The sequence below is a fragment of the Pseudomonas sp. 1912-s genome, from assembly GCF_029269205.1.
Lineage (GTDB): Bacteria > Pseudomonadota > Gammaproteobacteria > Pseudomonadales > Pseudomonadaceae > Aquipseudomonas.
On sequence record NZ_JARIXR010000001.1, the window covers coordinates 92,036 to 107,107 of the forward strand.

Genomic DNA, 15,072 nt, shown 5'->3' on the forward strand with positions numbered 1-15,072 from the left:
GTTACAACTCCATACACGGCCAGCGGATCGAATGCCCAGTCCAGCAGAAACCGATACGAATTTCCAGCCGGGCCTTAGACCGATAGCCTCTAGGGGCTAGGTTCGGTAAGCATAATTAACCTGACTCATTGTGATTCGCTCAAGTTCCCCCCATGTAGCTATGCAGGTTCCCGTCCCCAACACCTCAGGTGAAACCCTTCATGTTCTCAGCCCGCCACCGCCGCGCGATTCGCCTCGCCAGCCGCTTCATCGCCCCCTACCGCTGGCAGGCCCTGGGGGCCTTGTTGGCGTTGATCGTCACCGCCGGCATCACCTTGTCCATGGGGCAAGGCATCCGTCTGCTGGTGGACCAGGGGTTCATGACCCGGTCGCCGCACTTGCTCAATCAGTCCATCGGCCTGTTCATGATGTTGGTGCTGGGCCTGGCCGCGGGTACGTTTACGCGGTTTTACCTGGTGTCGTGGATCGGCGAGCGGGTGGTGGCGGACATCCGGCGGCAGGTGTTCAACCACTTGATTTACCTGCATCCGGGCTTCTACGAAAACAACCGCAGCTCGGAAATCCAGTCCCGCCTGACCACCGACAGCACCTTGTTGCAATCGGTCATCGGCTCCTCGCTGTCGCTGTTTCTGCGTAACGGCCTGATGGTGATCGGCGGGATCGTGCTGCTGTTCATCACCAACCCCAAGCTCACCAGCATTGTCGTCGTAGCCTTGCCCCTGGTGCTGGCGCCAATTTTGATCTTCGGCCGCCGGGTGCGGAGCTTGTCGCGCCTGAGCCAGGATCGTATTGCCGACGTGGGTAGCTATGTGTCCGAGACCCTGGGTCAGATCAAGACCGTACAAGCCTATAACCACCAGGTGCAGGACGAGCAGCGCTTCGCGGTGACGGTGGAAGAGGCGTTCACCACCGCCCGCAAGCGTATCCTGCAGCGCTCGTGGCTGATTACCCTGGTGATCATGCTGGTGCTGGGCGCCGTGGGCGTGATGCTCTGGGTGGGAGGCATGGACGTAATTGACGGGCGTATTTCCAGTGGTGAACTGGCGGCGTTCGTGTTCTACAGCCTGATCGTCGGCAGCGCCGTCGGCACGTTGAGCGAAGTGCTGGGCGAGTTGCAGCGCGCGGCTGGTGCGGCCGAGCGAATTGGCGAGTTGTTGCAGTCGAGCAATGAGATCAAGGCACCCGAGGCCGGCGTGATCAAGCTGCCGGAGCGTGTCAGCGGCCGCCTGGACATCCAGGACCTGCGCTTCTCCTATCCTTCGCGCCCGGATCGTTTTGCCATCGACGGCTTGAGCTTGAACATCAATGCCGGCGAAACACTGGCCCTGGTCGGCCCCTCCGGCGCGGGCAAATCAACCCTCTTCGACCTGTTGCTGCGTTTCTATGACCCGCAGCAAGGTCGCATCCTGCTGGAAGGGCAACCGCTCACCGAGCTTGATCCGCTGGACCTGCGCCGCTGTTTCGCCCTGGTGTCCCAGAGCCCGGCGCTGTTTTTCGGCACCGTTGAAGAAAACATCCGCTACGGCAACCCGTCGGCCACCTCCGCCCAGGTCGAAGAGGCGGCGCGCATCGCTCACGCCCACGATTTCATCCTGCAAATGCCCGACGGCTACCAGACACACCTGGGCGACGGTGGCCTGGGGCTCTCCGGCGGCCAGCGGCAACGCCTGGCCATCGCCAGGGCGTTGCTGGTGGATGCGCCGATCCTGTTGCTGGACGAAGCCACCAGCGCCCTGGATGCCCAGAGCGAACACTTGATCCAGCAAGCGCTGCCGCAGTTGATGGAAGGGCGCACCACGCTGGTGATTGCCCATCGGCTGGCCACGGTGAAGAACGCTGACCGGATTGCCGTGATGGACCAGGGGAAGCTGGTGGCGGTGGGTACGCATCAGCAACTGATCGCGAGTAATCCGCTGTATGCGCGATTGGCGGCGTTGCAGTTCAGTGATGGTGAGTCCAGCGTCCACTAAATAACCGCCCATAAAAAAGCCCGCATATGCGGGCATTTTTATGGGGGGCGTTACTTACTGATCATCAAAATACCGCTCATGCCAATCCACCAGCGGCTGTGGTGCATTGAGCTTTTGCCCGTAGATCACCGAATACGACAGCACGTTCTGCACATACTGGCGGGTTTCGTCGAACGGAATGCTCTCCACCCACACGTCGAAGCTCAGGTGGTCGGCACCGCGCAGCCATTGGCGCACACGGCCGGGGCCGGCGTTGTAGGCGGCGGTAGCGAGCACGCGGTTACCGTTGAACTGAGCGTGGACCTGGCTCAGGTAGGCGGCACCGAGCTGGATGTTCTTGTCGGGGTCGAGCACCTGCTGTTGCGAGGCCAGAGGAATGCTGAACTTGCGTGCAGTCTCCTTGGCGGTGCCGGGCATCAGTTGCATCAGGCCGGTGGCGCCAACGCCGGAGCGGGCGTCGTCCATGAAGGCGCTTTCCTGGCGGGTGATCGCAAACACCCAGCTCGAATGCACACCGCGGATCTTGGCTTCACGCACCAGGGTGTCGCGGTGGGCCATCGGGAAGCGGATGTCCAGGTCGTCCCAGTACTGCGCCTGGCTGATGGTGCGGATCGCCGGGAAGTACCACTTCATGTCATAGGCCAGCTTGGCCTGGGCGACCATTTCGTCACGGTTGAAGTGCCGGCTGACGTGGTACCACTCGCGACGGCCATCGACGATCTGGCCACGGGCGTAGAACTCCAGGGCGCGACGTACGCCCGGTGTATTGCGCACCTTGTTCATCAGTGCCTGGCTCATCATCAGCGGCTTGTTGTTCAGTTGGTACGGGGACTGGGAACGATCCGCCGCCAGGAAACCGTAGAAGTCACGCTCCTTGGCCAGGCCCTTGTACAGCACCAGGGCTTGCGGGTTCTTCGGCTCTGCCAGTTCCAGGCTGCGGGCCTGCCAGTAGCGCCAGCGGTTGGTGGTGGCCAGGTCCTGAGGCAGTTTACGGGTCAACTGGTAGGCGTCTTCCCAGCGGGCCAGGCGCAGCAGCAGGCGCAGGCGCCATTCGGAAACGGTGTTGTCCCGCAGTTCCGGATCGTATTTGGTCATCACGTCGAGGGCGCGCGGGTCGTAGCGGCGCGCCAGGGTCAGGCCGATTTCCCGGGCGATCGACACTTTTTCGTCACGAGAGAAGTGCATGCTGCTGGCATAACCGTCGAGCAGGGCCATGGCCTTGTCCGGGTCCTGGCGCGCCAGGCGGCGGAGCCCCAGGCCGACGGCGTCGGACATGGCTTCGTTGGCCGGCAGGAAGCGCGACGGGTCGCTGAGCATGTCGGGCTTCTGTGCCACGTCCACCATCAGGCGGCCTTGGGCGCCGAGGGTCGGCAAGGTTTTTACCAGGCTGTTGGCCAGCGGGTAATTGCGGGCTTCGGCGGCGAGTTTGGCGCGGTCCCAGATTTTCTGTTCGGTCAGTTGGCCGTCAGCGGCCCACTGGCCGAACGTTGCATCACAGGCGGCAGGCTGGGATTTACCGGTCAGCCACAGCTTCTCGGTGGTTTTGTAGCCTTCGGCTTTTTGGTTATGGGTCAGCTGGAATTGGCCATGGAGGCAGTCCAGTTCGACGAAATTAAGTTTTGGGTCGTAGTACTTTTCAAAGGTTTGCCAGTCGCCACGGTCGGCCAGCCAGCGCAACCAACGCAGTTTCATCCAGTTGGCCTGTGGCAGGTCGCCGTTCTTGGCGAGGAATTGTTCGATTTCCTCATTGCTGGCGGTTTTCAGGCGTGCGGTCAGTTCGTCGTAGGCCAGGTACGGCGTCAACGGGTAGTCGGCCAGGGCCTGGCTGTATTGGAAATACGGGCCGCTGTCGCCTTTGGCGAGGGCTCGTTTGGCTTCATCGTAATATTGACGTTGGGTGGTGAGGTCCACGGCCTGGGCGGATTGAACGGCGGTGGCAGAAAGAAGCAGACAAGATAAAAAGCTGAAAAGGCGACTGCGCATGAGACGTCCGTGCAGAGGAATCTGGACTAGTGCCGACGTCGCCGACACTGATTGCCCCTAGCTTAGCCTTTTGGTCGCGACCGGTGAAAGCTTTGCCGGTCGCTTCGTTCAAGTTCATCTCAAATGTCCAACAGAACATGTCAGCGGCGAAAATGCCGGCCGCCTCGCGCCCTAAGTCAGGTAGAATGCGCGCCCAGTTTTTGGAGAAGCGTATGACCCTGCTCAAATTCAGCGATGTGTCCCTTGCTTTCGGCGCTATGCCGTTGTTGGACAAGGTGTCCTGGCAGATCGCCCGTGGTGAGCGGGTGTGCATCATCGGCCGCAATGGCACCGGCAAGTCCAGCATGATGAAGCTGGTAAAAGGCGACCAGAAGCCCGATGACGGCTCTGTCTGGCGCGCCCCGGGCCTCAAGATTGGCGAATTGCCGCAAGAATTGCCGGTGGCCGACGGACGGACAGTGTTCGACGTGGTTGCCGAAGGCCTCGACGGCGTGGGCGCACTGCTCGCCGAATACCATCACCTGGCGCAGAACTGTGTCACCGAAGCCGACCTGGACAAGCTGATGCACGTCCAGCAAGACCTCGAGGCCCGTGACGGCTGGCGCTTGCAGCAACTGGTCGACAGCACCCTGAGCCGCCTGCAACTGCCGGCCGACAAGACCCTCGCCGAATTGTCCGGCGGCTGGCGTCGTCGTGTCCTGCTGGCCCAGGCCCTGGTGTCCGAGCCGGACCTGCTGCTGCTCGACGAGCCGACCAACCACCTGGACATCGGCGCAATCGCCTGGCTGGAAGAAGCCCTCAAGGATTTCCAGGGCGCCGTGCTGTTCATCACGCACGACCGTTCCTTCCTGCAGAACCTGGCAACCCGCATCCTCGAACTGGACCGTGGTGGCCTGATCGACTGGAACGGCGACTACGCCAGCTTCCTGGTGCACAAGGAGGCTGCACTGTCCGCCGAAGAAACCGCCAACGCATTGTTTGACAAGAAGCTGGCCCAGGAAGAAGTCTGGATCCGCCAGGGCATCAAGGCCCGCCGCACCCGTAACGAAGGCCGCGTACGCGCCCTGAAAGCCCTGCGCGTTGAGCGCAGCGAGCGTCGCGAACGCACCGGCAAGGCCAATATCCAGCTGGATACCGCCGACAAGTCGGGCAAGCAGGTGATGGTGCTGGAGAACGTCAGCTTCCATCACCCGGACGGCCCGTTCCTGATCAAGGACTTCTCGATGGTCCTGCAGCGCGGCGACCGTATCGGCCTGCTGGGCGCCAACGGCACCGGCAAGACCACCCTGCTCAAGCTGATGCTCAACGGCCTGCAACCTACCAGCGGTAAAGTGGAAGAGGGCACGCGCATCGACGTGGCTTACTTCGACCAGTTGCGCCACCAGTTGGACCTGGAAAAAACCGTGATCGACAACGTCGCCGAAGGTCGCGACTTTATCGACATCGACGGCCAGAGCCGCCACGTACTGAGCTACCTGGGCGACTTCCTGTTCAGCCCGCAACGTGCGCGTACGCCGGTCAAGGCCTTGTCCGGTGGTGAGCGTGCGCGCCTGCTGCTGGCCAAGCTGTTCAGCAAACCGGCCAACCTGCTGGTGCTCGACGAACCGACCAACGACCTCGACGTTGAAACGCTGGAGCTGCTGGAAGAGGTCTTGCTGACCTTCAACGGCACCGTGTTGATGGTCAGCCACGACCGGGCATTCCTCGACAACGTGGTCACCAGCACCCTGGTCTTCGAAGGCGAAGGCAAGGTTCGCGAATACGTCGGTGGTTACCAGGACTGGCTGCGTCAGGGCGGCTCGCCGCGCCTGCTGGGCGTGACCGAGAGCAAATCCGGCAAGGCTGACCTGACTTCAGCCGTGGTTGCCCCGGTGGCTGCCGCTCCGGCGCCAGCCCAGGAAGCGCCTGCTGCGAAGAAGAAACTCAGCTACAAGCTGCAGCGTGAGCTGGAAGCACTGCCGGGTGATATCGACGCCAAGGAACAGCAGATCGCGGCCGTTGAAGCTGAAATGGCTGACGCGGGTTTCTATCTGCGTCCTGCTGCAGAAACCGCCAAGGTGATTGCCTCCCTCGAGCAGTTGAACAGTGAGCTGGAAGCACTGGTTGAGCGCTGGGCCGAGCTGGATGCCTGAGTGACACCGCAGCAATAAAAAAGCCCGGCCTCACGGATGTGAGCGCCGGGCTTTTCATATCGGTTTACTTCGGTTCTTTGACCAGTTTCACTGCCAGCACATCGCAAGGAGCGCCGTGCAGCACGTCATTGGCGGTGGAGCCCAGCAGCAGCGCCAGGCCGTGGCGGCCATGGCTGCCGACCACGATCAGGTCGCAACCTTGCTCCTTGGCCAGGTGGTGGATTTCCTGGCGCGGCTGGCCGTAGGTCAGGTGGCTCTGGTCTTTTTTCAGGGCGGGGTACTTGTTGATAAGTCGCTCAAGGCGTTCCTTGGCCTGATCGAACTGCTGCTGTTGCAGTTGGGACAGGTCCATCGGCACATCACCGCCAAAGGCCATGGCCATCGGTTCGACGATATGCACCAGGGACAGTTTCACTGAGTCGCCTGCAAGGCCTACGGCCCGCTTGATCACGGGGTCGCATTCTTCGGTCAGGTCCACGGCGACCAGAATATGTTCGTAGGGCATGAGGAGTTCCTCCAAAGGAAAGCGATAAGTTCAGTATGGCTGGTTTCAAGCGGATGGGGTTGCGTCAGGTCAAATCCGCTCATCAAGAAATTCGGGAGTACACATATGACGGTCTGGATAGTGGTGTCAATCCTTGCGCTGGTTTTAAGCCCTCTGGCGTGGTTGCGTCCTTCGCGCCATTCGAGCGGGCGCATGGCCCTGCGCATGGAGGCGCGGCGCATCGGTTTGGCCATGCAACTGACGCCCCAGGACTGGCCGCACTGGCTCAAGCACGAGCCGCCGAGCCCGTGTGCGCAATATCACCGGCCACGGCGTGGCACCAAACGGGTCACCTGGAGTTATTGGCAGTTGGAGCCGGGGGTTTGGGTCAATCAGTGGCAGGAAATCTGCGTCGATGAAAAGTTGTTGCCACATTTTGCGACGCTGCCGGCGAACGTCTACAAAGTCGAAGCCGACAAGCAAATGATCACCCTGTACTGGGGCGAGAAGGGCGAGTTGAGCGTGTTGCAGGACATTGATGCGGTGCTCAAGGCGCTGGCCTGAGTTTACTGCGGGCATTAAAAAGCCCGAAAGCATCATCGGGCTGGAGTTGGCCAGGCAGGCCGGTAATTTGTTTAACGTGCCGCTAGCCTAGCCGCATATTCGGTTCTGTACAGCCCTTTAAATCAAATTTCTTATTATTGATTTCGCGAATGATTAAACATTGGCGGGGCGATGCCGGCTGCCCCGGGTTCTGAAATGACTGAAAAGTCGCGTTTTTGCAGGCCTTTCGAGCGATTGACAATTCTTCGGATTTGGCTGAAGGTGACGTACCCAAATCAAACGGGCGTATGAATTGAGCGTTTGTCTTTCAGACCGTTCGTACAGAATCCCGACTATCGCGTTGGCGGGTGTGCCTGGCAAATTGGCGTTAGCATCGACGGTAACGTCAGTGCCTACGCTGAATCCTGCGTCCGACGTGTACTGTTCAGCTTCCATATCGTGGAGATCAGTTGATGATTTACGAAGGTAAAGCCATCACGGTTAAGGCTCTTGAAAGTGGCATCGTCGAATTGAAATTCGACCTCAAGGGTGAGTCCGTCAACAAGTTCAACCGTCTAACCCTGAATGAATTGCGTCAGGCCGTAGACACCATCAAAGCAGATGCTTCGGTCAAGGGCGTGATCGTCTCCAGCGGCAAGGACGTGTTCATCGTCGGCGCTGACATCACCGAATTCGTCGACAACTTCAAGCTGCCCGATGCCGAGCTTGTGGCTGGCAACCTCGAAGCCAACAAGATTTTCAGCGATTTCGAAGACCTCAACGTGCCGACCGTTGCCGCGATCAATGGCATCGCCCTGGGCGGCGGTCTGGAAATGTGCCTGGCTGCCGACTTCCGCGTGATGTCGGCCACCGCCAAAATCGGCCTGCCGGAAGTCAAGCTGGGCATCTACCCGGGCTTCGGCGGTACCGTGCGCCTGCCGCGCATCATCGGTGCCGACAACGCCATCGAGTGGATTGCCGCCGGCAAGGAAAACCGTGCTGAAGACGCGCTGAAAGTCGGCGCCGTGGATGCCGTGGTTGCTCCCGACAAGCTGGCAGAAGCCGCACTGAACCTGATCAAAGGCGCCATCAGCGGCGAATTCGACTACAAGGCCAAGCGTCAGCCAAAGCTGGAAAAACTCAAGCTCAACGCCATCGAACAAATGATGTCGTTCGAAACCGCCAAAGGTTTCGTGGCAGGCCAGGCCGGCCCGAACTACCCGGCGCCGGTTGAAGCGATCAAGACCATCCAGAAGGCCGCGAACTTCGGTCGCGACAAAGCCCTGGAAATCGAAGCTGCCGGCTTCGTCAAACTGGCCAAGACCTCTGCTGCGCAGAGCTTGATCGGTCTGTTCCTGAACGATCAGGAACTGAAGAAAAAGGCCAAGGCCTACGACGAAATCGCCCGCGACGTGAAACAGGCTGCCGTACTCGGCGCCGGTATCATGGGCGGCGGTATCGCCTATCAGTCGGCGTCCAAAGGCACGCCGATCCTGATGAAGGACATCAACGAGCACGGCATCGAGCAGGGTCTGGCAGAAGCCGCAAAACTGCTGGTGGGCCGCGTTGATAAAGGCCGCATGACCGCAGCGAAAATGGCTGAAGTGCTTAACGGCATTCGTCCTACGCTGTCCTACGGTGATTTCGGCCACGTCGACCTGGTGGTCGAAGCGGTTGTCGAGAACCCGAAGGTCAAGCAGGCGGTACTGGCTGAAGTTGAAGCCCAGGTTAAAGAAGACACCATCCTGGCATCCAACACCTCGACCATTTCCATCACCTTGCTGGCCAAGGCCCTCAAGCGTCCGGAAAACTTCGTCGGCATGCACTTCTTCAACCCGGTGCACATGATGCCGCTGGTGGAAGTGATCCGTGGCGAGAAGTCCAGCGAGCTGGCGGTTGCCACCACCGTTGCCTACGCCAAGAAAATGGGCAAGAACCCGATCGTCGTTAACGACTGCCCGGGCTTCCTGGTCAACCGCGTGCTGTTCCCGTACTTCGGCGGTTTCGCCAAGCTGGTCAGCGCCGGTGTGGACTTCGTGCGCATCGACAAGGTCATGGAAAAATTCGGCTGGCCAATGGGCCCGGCATACCTGATGGACGTGGTCGGTATCGACACTGGCCACCACGGTCGTGACGTCATGGCTGAAGGCTTCCCGGACCGTATGAAAGACGACCGCCGTTCGGCGATCGACGCCCTCTACGAAGCCAAGCGCCTGGGCCAGAAGAACGGCAAGGGCTTCTACGCCTACGAGGCCGACAAGAAGGGCAAGCAGAAGAAAGTGGCCGACCCGTCGGTTCACGAAGTACTCGCGCCGGTCATCTACGAACAGCGTGAGGTGTCCGACGAGGACATCGTCAACTGGATGATGATCGCCCTGTGCCTGGAAACCGTGCGTTGCCTGGAAGACGGCATCGTTGAAACCGCCGCCGAGGCCGACATGGGCCTGGTGTACGGTATTGGTTTCCCTCCATTCCGTGGTGGTGCGCTGCGTTACATCGATTCCATCGGTGTGGCCGAGTTCGTTGCCCTGGCTGATCAATACGCTGATCTGGGCCCGCTGTACCACCCGACTGCGAAGCTGCGCGAGATGGCCAAGAACGGCCAGAGCTTCTTCGGTTAAGTGCCCAGACGACTAGAGCGAGAATATTTATGAGCTTGAATCCAAGAGACGTCGTGATTGTCGACTTCGGTCGTACTCCGATGGGCCGCTCCAAGGGCGGCATGCACCGCAACACCCGCGCCGAAGACATGTCGGCGCACCTGATCAGCAAATTGCTGGAGCGCAACGTCAAGGTCGACCCTAACGAAGTCGAAGACGTGATCTGGGGCTGCGTCAACCAGACCCTGGAGCAGGGCTGGAACATCGCCCGCATGGCTTCCCTGATGACGCAGATCCCTCACACCGCTGCCGGCCAGACCGTCAGCCGCCTGTGTGGTTCGTCCATGAGCGCGCTGCACACCGCTGCCCAAGCGATCATGACCGGTAACGGTGATGTGTTCGTGGTCGGCGGCGTGGAGCACATGGGCCACGTCAGCATGATGCACGGTGTCGACCCGAACCCGCACATGTCCCTGTACGCGGCGAAAGCCTCGGGCATGATGGGCCTGACCGCAGAAATGCTCGGCAAAATGCACGGCATTACCCGCGAAGCCCAGGATGCATTCGGCCTGCGCTCCCACCAGCTCGCCCACAAGGCGACCCTGGAAGGCAAGTTCAAGGATGAAATCATCCCGATGAACGGCTACGACGAGAACGGTTTCCTGAAACTGTTCGACTACGACGAAACCATTCGTCCGGACACCACCCTGGAAAGCCTGGCGGCCTTGAAGCCTGCCTTCAATCCAAAGGGCGGCACCGTGACAGCCGGTACGTCGTCGCAGATCACCGACGGTGCTTCGTGCATGATCGTGATGTCGGCCCAGCGTGCCCAGGACCTGGGCATCCAGCCGATGGCGGTGATCCGTTCGATGGCAGTCGCAGGTGTGGACCCGGCAATCATGGGCTATGGTCCAGTACCGGCCACACAAAAAGCATTGAAGCGCGCAGGCCTGACCATCTCCGACATCGACTTCTTCGAGCTCAACGAAGCTTTCGCCGCACAGGCCCTGCCAGTGCTGAAAGATTTGAAAGTGCTCGACAAGATGAACGAGAAGGTTAACCTGCACGGCGGCGCGATTGCCTTGGGTCACCCGTTTGGGTGCTCCGGTGCGCGTATCTCCGGCACGTTGCTTAACGTGATGAAGCAAAATGGCGGCAACCTTGGGGTTGCAACCATGTGCATTGGTCTCGGCCAAGGCATCTCCACCGTCTTCGAACGTATCTAAACGTTTCGTTGACGGAAGCCGGGGCCCAGTGCCCCGGTTTTTGTTTTTTGGAATTTTTTATATTTTTTTTTAACAAATTTTGTAAGAGGGCCAGAGCATGAAAGTCGAACCAGGGCTCTACCAGCATTATAAAGGTCCCCAGTACCGCGTTTTTAATGTGGCGCGGCATTCCGAGACCGAAGAGGAAGTGGTGTTTTACCAAGCACTGTATGGCGATTACGGCTTTTGGGTGCGTCCCTTGAGCATGTTCCTGGAGACCGTCGAAGTTGACGGCGAACAGGTCCCGCGCTTTGCTTTGATCCAGGTCGAACCCAGCCTTTTTTCCGCGCAATAAAGGCAGGCCGCGCAGAATGCTGCGCTTGACCTCACCTTGTTGCCACTATATATAGCGTTGCCGCGTCAGGCGCCAACCGCCTTTCACTTCTCGAATTCAGGAATTTTCCGATCCATGGGCAAATCGCTGGTCATTGTGGAATCCCCGGCTAAGGCCAAGACCATCAACAAGTACTTGGGTAACGAGTACGTGGTGAAGTCGAGTATCGGCCATATCCGAGACCTGCCCACCAGCGGTTCGGCTAGCGCCAGCAAGGAGCCTGCCGCCAAGCGCGGCAAGGCGGCTGCGGGCGAAGGTCCGGTGCTCACGCCTAAAGAGAAAGCGCGCAAGCAGCTGGTCTCGCGCATGGGTGTCGATCCCGATCATGGCTGGAAAGCCAAGTACGAGATCCTCCCGGGCAAGGAAAAGGTCATCGAAGAGCTGCGCCGGCTCGCCAAAGATGCTGACACCATCTATCTCGCAACCGACTTGGACCGCGAAGGGGAGGCTATTGCCTGGCACCTGCGGGAAGCCATCGGTGGTGACGACAGCCGCTACAAGCGCGTGGTGTTCAACGAAATTACCAAGAAGGCGATCCAGGAAGCCTTCTCCAAGCCGGGCGAACTGGACATTGACCGCGTCAATGCCCAACAGGCCCGTCGCTTCCTCGACCGCGTGGTCGGTTATATGGTCTCGCCGCTGCTGTGGGCAAAGATCGCCCGTGGCCTGTCCGCCGGCCGTGTGCAATCGGTTGCGGTGAAACTGGTAGTGGAGCGTGAGCGCGAGATTCGTGCGTTCAACCCCGAAGAATACTGGGAAGTGCACGCTGACCTGGGCACTGCCAAGGGTAACAACGTGCGCTTTGAAGTGGCCCGCGAGAAAGGCGAGGCCTTCAAGCCGCTCAACGAAGCCCAGGCCATGGCCGCGCTGGAGAAGCTCAAGGCTTCCAGCTACAGCATCGTCAAGCGTGAAGACAAGCCGACCAGCAGCAAGCCGTCGGCGCCGTTCATCACCTCCACCCTGCAGCAGGCCGCGAGTAACCGCCTGGGCTTCGGCGTGAAGAAGACCATGATGATGGCCCAGCGTCTGTATGAAGCGGGCTACATCACGTATATGCGTACCGACTCCACCAACCTGTCGCAAGACGCAGTGGCGATGGCGCGCACTTATATTGAAAGTGAGTTCGGCAAGAAGTACCTGCCGGAGAAGCCGAACGTCTACAGCAGCAAGGAAGGCGCACAAGAGGCTCACGAAGCGATTCGTCCGTCTGATGCCAACACCGAGCCGAGCAAGCTGAGCGGCATGGAGCGCGACGCTGAGCGCCTCTACGAGCTGATCTGGCGCCAGTTCCTGGCTTGCCAGATGCTGCCGGCCCAATACCTGTCCACCACCGTCAGCGTGGGGGCTGGTGACTTCGAGTTGCGCGCCAAGGGCCGTATCCTCAAGTTCGACGGTTACACCCGCGTGATGCCGCAAATCGCCAAGCCGGGCGACGACGACGTGCTGCCAGACATGGCCCAGGGTGATGTGTTGAAGCTGATCAAGCTCGACCCGTCCCAGCACTTCACCAAGCCGCCGGCGCGTTATTCGGAAGCCAGCCTGGTCAAGGAGATGGAAAAACGCGGTATCGGTCGCCCTTCGACCTACGCGGCGATCATTTCCACCATCCAGGACCGTGGCTACGTTGCGCTGCACAACCGTCGTTTCTACTCGGAAAAGATGGGCGACATCGTGACCGAGCGCCTGTCCGAGAGCTTCTCCAACCTGATGGACTACGGCTTCACCGCCGGCATGGAAGAGAACCTCGATGACGTGGCCCAGGGCGAGCGCGACTGGAAAAACGTGCTCGACGAGTTCTACGGCGACTTCAAGAAGAAACTCGAAGTAGCTGAAAGCGCCGAGAACGGCATGCGGGCCAACCAGCCAGTGATGACGGACATTCCGTGCCTCACTTGCGGCCGCCCGATGCAGATCCGTACCGCGTCCACCGGCGTGTTCCTGGGTTGCTCGGGTTACAGCCTGCCGCCGAAAGAGCGCTGCAAGGCTACCGTCAACCTGGTGCCGGGAGATGAAATCGCTGCCGATGACGAGGGTGAATCCGAGTCGCTGGTATTGCGTGGCAAGCACCGTTGCCCGATCTGCAGCACGGCGATGGATGCCTACCTGCTCGACGAGAAGCACAAGTTGCACATCTGCGGTAACAACCCGGATTGCAACGGCTACGAGATCGAAGAGGGCACTTACCGGATCAAGGGCTACGAAGGTCCGAGCCTGGAGTGCGACAAGTGTGGCAGCGAGATGCAGCTCAAGACCGGCCGTTTCGGCAAGTTCTTCGGTTGCACCAACCCGACCTGCAAGAACACCCGCAAACTGCTGAAAAGCGGTGACGCGGCGCCGCCGAAGATGGACCCGGTGAAGATGCCTGAACTCAAATGCGAGAAGGTCAACGACACCTACATCCTGCGTGATGGCGCTTCGGGCCTGTTCCTGGCTGCCAGCCAGTTCCCGAAAAACCGCGAGACCCGTGCCCCGCTGGTGCTCGAGATTGTGCCCCACAAGGACGAGATCGATCCGAAGTACCACTTCCTCTGCGAAGCGCCGAAGAAGGACCCGGACGGTCGCCCGGCCGTGATCCGCTACAGCCGCAAGACCAAGGAGCAGTACGTGCAGACCGAGGTTGAAGGCAAGCCTACCGGCTGGAAAGCGTTCTATGACGGTGGCAAGTGGAAGGTCGAGGACAAGCGCCAGGGCGCTTGATTCGATCAGCCGCATCAACAAAGGCCGCCTGTATGGGCGGCCTTTTTTTGCGCTTGCAGTGGACTTGGTTGATCCGTGACACTGTTCAGCCAGCATCACGCCTTATTCGTTGTGGAGACTGCCTTCATGGCCAACGAACTCTATACCCGTACCAACCAGAAAATTTACTTCGCGGGTTTGTCCCTGGAAGCCCTTGGCCGTGCCGAGGAAGGAAAGGAGATGAACGCTATCGCGCTGGTACAGGCCGGGCGTGAAGCCGCGCTGTTCCACCTGTACGGCGCCTTGCTCGGCCTGTGTCATGAGATTGCCGGGTTCTATCGCTTGCCTCAGGCCGGTTCGCCGCGTGCAGAGATGATCATCAACCGTGAGGTGCTGGAGGCCATGGCCATCCCGGAGTTGGCCGAGCTGGTGGAGATGGCACAGAGCCCGGACAGCTGGCTGGCGCGTTTGCTGCTGGCCCACGCTGAGATGTTCCAGCCGCCACGGGTGAAACACACGCCCAAAGGCGACGTGACCCAGCCGCTGATCGTGGCCGTGAGCCTGGACGAAGAGGGGCCTGAGCCGTTGAGCCGGGAAGAGCTGGAAAGCTGGCGGCAGGAGCTGAAGAAGCTGGCCATTCGGTTTCGGGATGGGTTGAACGAGTGTTGAGGGCCCAGGCTTTTGTGGCGAGGGAGCTTGCTCCCGTTGGGCTGAGAAGCGGCTCCGAGGTTTTTCAGGGCCAGTAGTGTCAGCTGTCGGGGAGCTGCTGCGCCGCCCAACGTCGGCAAGCCCGCTCGTCACAACACTGATATAATGCCGGCCTTTCGTGGAGAACAGACTTTTATGCCAACGTCCTTTCTGGAAATTGTTGAACTGCCCGACGGCCGAATCGAGCTGCGCCGGGCTGAGGACGAGGGTTCTCTGGTGATTTTGGATTTTTCCGAGGACGCAAAAGCGTTCCTGCAAGGCCAGCACGTGGAAGTGGCAAAAGCCATGTTGAGCGTAGGCGTGCAGATGGCGGGGCGCTTGGCTGAAGGCGAGCCTGAGAAGGAAGACGGTCCGCGAATTCTTCACTGATTGTGTTG

The 15,072-nt window shown here is 60.0% G+C and carries 11 protein-coding genes; 9 read left to right on the forward strand and 2 right to left on the reverse strand.

The window, feature by feature from the left end; genetic code table 11:
• Nucleotides 1–200 precede the first annotated feature (200 nt).
• A complete protein-coding gene (locus P3C29_RS00385; RefSeq protein ID WP_275963680.1) occupies nucleotides 201–1,970 on the forward strand; it encodes an ABC transporter transmembrane domain-containing protein in 1,770 nt (589 codons plus the stop codon).
• 54 nt (nucleotides 1,971–2,024) lie between these two features.
• On the opposite strand, the gene P3C29_RS00390 is transcribed toward P3C29_RS00385, so the two are convergent.
• Nucleotides 2,025–3,953, reverse strand: a complete 1,929-nt coding sequence (locus P3C29_RS00390) for a transglycosylase SLT domain-containing protein (protein ID WP_010176365.1) — start codon at nucleotides 3,951–3,953, stop codon at nucleotides 2,025–2,027.
• Between the two features lie 212 nt (nucleotides 3,954–4,165).
• Here P3C29_RS00390 and P3C29_RS00395 point away from each other — a divergent pair, with 212 nt between their 5' ends.
• Nucleotides 4,166–6,085 (forward strand): ATP-binding cassette domain-containing protein, encoded by a 1,920-nt coding sequence (locus P3C29_RS00395; RefSeq protein ID WP_169387433.1) that lies wholly within the window; start codon nucleotides 4,166–4,168, stop codon nucleotides 6,083–6,085.
• A gap of 64 nt (nucleotides 6,086–6,149) precedes the next feature.
• Here P3C29_RS00395 and P3C29_RS00400 read toward each other — a convergent pair whose 3' ends face one another.
• Nucleotides 6,150–6,590, reverse strand: coding sequence for a universal stress protein (locus P3C29_RS00400; RefSeq protein ID WP_010176363.1), 441 nt, complete (start codon nucleotides 6,588–6,590; stop codon nucleotides 6,150–6,152).
• A gap of 105 nt (nucleotides 6,591–6,695) precedes the next feature.
• Between P3C29_RS00400 and P3C29_RS00405 the strand changes: the two genes are divergently transcribed.
• From P3C29_RS00405 to P3C29_RS00435, 7 genes are all read left to right on the forward strand, one after another.
• On the forward strand, nucleotides 6,696–7,133 hold the full coding sequence (locus tag P3C29_RS00405; protein WP_275963681.1) for a hypothetical protein: 438 nt from the start codon (nucleotides 6,696–6,698) through the stop codon (nucleotides 7,131–7,133).
• 452 nt (nucleotides 7,134–7,585) lie between these two features.
• Nucleotides 7,586–9,733 (forward strand): fatty acid oxidation complex subunit alpha FadB, encoded by a 2,148-nt coding sequence (gene fadB, locus P3C29_RS00410; RefSeq protein ID WP_010176361.1) that lies wholly within the window; start codon nucleotides 7,586–7,588, stop codon nucleotides 9,731–9,733.
• A 29-nt stretch (nucleotides 9,734–9,762) separates the two neighbouring features.
• Nucleotides 9,763–10,938 (forward strand): acetyl-CoA C-acyltransferase FadA, encoded by a 1,176-nt coding sequence (gene fadA / locus P3C29_RS00415; protein ID WP_010176360.1) that lies wholly within the window; start codon nucleotides 9,763–9,765, stop codon nucleotides 10,936–10,938.
• A gap of 97 nt (nucleotides 10,939–11,035) precedes the next feature.
• A complete protein-coding gene (locus P3C29_RS00420) occupies nucleotides 11,036–11,272 on the forward strand; it encodes a DUF1653 domain-containing protein (RefSeq protein WP_010176359.1) in 237 nt (78 codons plus the stop codon).
• A gap of 114 nt (nucleotides 11,273–11,386) precedes the next feature.
• Nucleotides 11,387–14,008 carry a type I DNA topoisomerase gene (gene topA, locus P3C29_RS00425; protein WP_010176358.1) on the forward strand — a complete coding sequence of 874 codons (2,622 nt, stop codon included), beginning with the start codon at nucleotides 11,387–11,389 and terminating at the stop codon, nucleotides 14,006–14,008.
• Nucleotides 14,009–14,134: 126 nt separating this feature from the next.
• Nucleotides 14,135–14,656 (forward strand): DUF6586 family protein, encoded by a 522-nt coding sequence (locus tag P3C29_RS00430; RefSeq protein WP_275963682.1) that lies wholly within the window; start codon nucleotides 14,135–14,137, stop codon nucleotides 14,654–14,656.
• A gap of 174 nt (nucleotides 14,657–14,830) precedes the next feature.
• Nucleotides 14,831–15,064 (forward strand): hypothetical protein, encoded by a 234-nt coding sequence (locus tag P3C29_RS00435; RefSeq protein ID WP_003218969.1) that lies wholly within the window; start codon nucleotides 14,831–14,833, stop codon nucleotides 15,062–15,064.
• The last annotated feature ends 8 nt before the right edge of the window (nucleotides 15,065–15,072 follow it).

What these genes read in the sequence shown, in the direction of transcription:
- fadB (WP_010176361.1), top strand. Translation starts at nt 7,586, where the DNA reads ATGATTTACGAAGGTAAAGCCATCACGGTTAAGGCTCTTGAAAGTGGC.
- topA (WP_010176358.1), top strand. Translation starts at nt 11,387, where the DNA reads ATGGGCAAATCGCTGGTCATTGTGGAATCCCCGGCTAAGGCCAAGACC.
- P3C29_RS00395 (WP_169387433.1), top strand. Translation starts at nt 4,166, where the DNA reads ATGACCCTGCTCAAATTCAGCGATGTGTCCCTTGCTTTCGGCGCTATG.
- P3C29_RS00420 (WP_010176359.1), top strand. Translation starts at nt 11,036, where the DNA reads ATGAAAGTCGAACCAGGGCTCTACCAGCATTATAAAGGTCCCCAGTAC.
- P3C29_RS00430 (WP_275963682.1), top strand. Translation starts at nt 14,135, where the DNA reads ATGGCCAACGAACTCTATACCCGTACCAACCAGAAAATTTACTTCGCG.
- P3C29_RS00400 (WP_010176363.1), bottom strand. Translation starts at nt 6,590, where the DNA reads ATGCCCTACGAACATATTCTGGTCGCCGTGGACCTGACCGAAGAATGC.
- P3C29_RS00435 (WP_003218969.1), top strand. Translation starts at nt 14,831, where the DNA reads ATGCCAACGTCCTTTCTGGAAATTGTTGAACTGCCCGACGGCCGAATC.
- P3C29_RS00385 (WP_275963680.1), top strand. Translation starts at nt 201, where the DNA reads ATGTTCTCAGCCCGCCACCGCCGCGCGATTCGCCTCGCCAGCCGCTTC.
- P3C29_RS00405 (WP_275963681.1), top strand. Translation starts at nt 6,696, where the DNA reads ATGACGGTCTGGATAGTGGTGTCAATCCTTGCGCTGGTTTTAAGCCCT.
- P3C29_RS00390 (WP_010176365.1), bottom strand. Translation starts at nt 3,953, where the DNA reads ATGCGCAGTCGCCTTTTCAGCTTTTTATCTTGTCTGCTTCTTTCTGCC.
- fadA (WP_010176360.1), top strand. Translation starts at nt 9,763, where the DNA reads ATGAGCTTGAATCCAAGAGACGTCGTGATTGTCGACTTCGGTCGTACT.